Source organism: Streptomyces sp. PA03-3a (assembly GCF_033792735.1).
Taxonomy (GTDB): Bacteria; Actinomycetota; Actinomycetes; order Streptomycetales; family Streptomycetaceae; genus Actinacidiphila.
This window is the reverse complement of sequence record NZ_JARAVM010000087.1, coordinates 1-1249: the sequence shown is the minus strand read 5'-3', so window position 1 is coordinate 1249 and position 1249 is coordinate 1. Positions and strand designations below refer to the sequence as shown.

Here is a 1249-nt window from a genome sequence, read left to right as displayed (position 1 = left end):
TAGTAGACTGTCGCAGCTAATGTGTGGGGTATAGGTGGCGGAGTTTGGTGCGTGCGTCGTGGGTGGTGAACTGCCAGTTCACCTGACGTTGGTCGGTGTTGGTGGTGTTCTGCCAGGCTGAGAGCTCGGTGTTGAGGGTGTCGAGGTCCGCGATGCGGTGGTCGAGGCATTGCCGGGTCAGTGCGGAGAGTTCGATCTCGGCGATGTTGAGCCATGACCCGTGTTTGGGGGTGTGGTGGATCTCGAGGCGCTGGGCCAGGGCGAAGGCCTCGGCTGGTTCGAATGCTTCGTACAGTGAGGCGATGCCGTGGGTGTTGAGGTTGTCCATGACCAGGACCACGGTCTCGGCGTCGGGGTAGTCCTCGGTCAGTAATCGCTTGACCTGGCCGGCCCAGTCGATCCGGGTGCGACGAGGCTGGGCGTCTACTCGGCGCCACCCGCGCAGGGGTTCAACCCACACAAAGATCGAGCACGTGCCGCAGCGGATGTACTCGCTGTCCTGGCGGGCGTCGCGGCCGGGGCGGGCCGGGAGCGGGTCGCGGGCATGGGCGAGGAGCTGGTAGGGCTTCTCGTCCATGCACACCACTGGGCGGGCCGAGTCATACGGTCGGGCATAGACGGCCAGCACGTCTTCCATCCGGGCCGCGAACTGCGGGTTTGCTCGTGGTGGGATGGTCCAGCACTTCCTCAGATGAGGACGCAGCCTCGTTTTTTTAAGATCCGCCCGATGGTTGAGTGGTCCAGATCGGGGATGCCCTCGACCAGGGCGACGTGCTTCTCCAGCAGCCGCAGCGACCACCGGGCACGGCCTGCCGGAGGCTGGGAGCACGCCAGGGCGATCAGCCGGGCCTCGACTTCACCAGTCACCGGCGAGGGCACCGGCGGGAGATCCCGCGGTTTCCGCTGGATCGTCGCCTCGACGTCACCACCGCTCTCGGCGAACCGCTTGGCCACCAGCCGCAGCGTCTCGCCCGAGACCCCGACCCGGGCAGCGATCGCATCCTGGGAGTCGATCTCACCAGCAGAGGTGTCCAGCGCGAGCAGCACCCGCGCCCGCCTGATCACCGAGGCCGGATGGACCCCCGTCGTGGTCACCCGACCCAGCACTTCACGATCGGCCGCGGTCAGTACCACCGGCCTCTTCTTCTGCGAACCCATCACACCAACTCCCGCCCGGCAGAGGGGAAGGAACATCTGCCGGACACCACCATCCCAACCAAATAACCCAGGATTAAGCAACGACACGCTA

At 65.7% G+C, this 1249-nt stretch carries 2 protein-coding genes; both read right to left on the bottom strand.

What is annotated here, in order from left to right:
• Positions 1–16 precede the first annotated feature (16 nt).
• Positions 17–799 carry an IS630 family transposase gene (locus PV342_RS40865; RefSeq protein WP_500321231.1) on the bottom strand — a complete coding sequence of 261 codons (783 nt, stop codon included), beginning with the start codon at positions 797–799 and terminating at the stop codon, positions 17–19.
• Positions 688–1249 (bottom strand): helix-turn-helix domain-containing protein (locus PV342_RS40860; protein ID WP_500321229.1); only part of this gene is annotated, 562 nt, incomplete at its 5' end. The genes PV342_RS40860 and PV342_RS40865, both read right to left, overlap by 112 nt.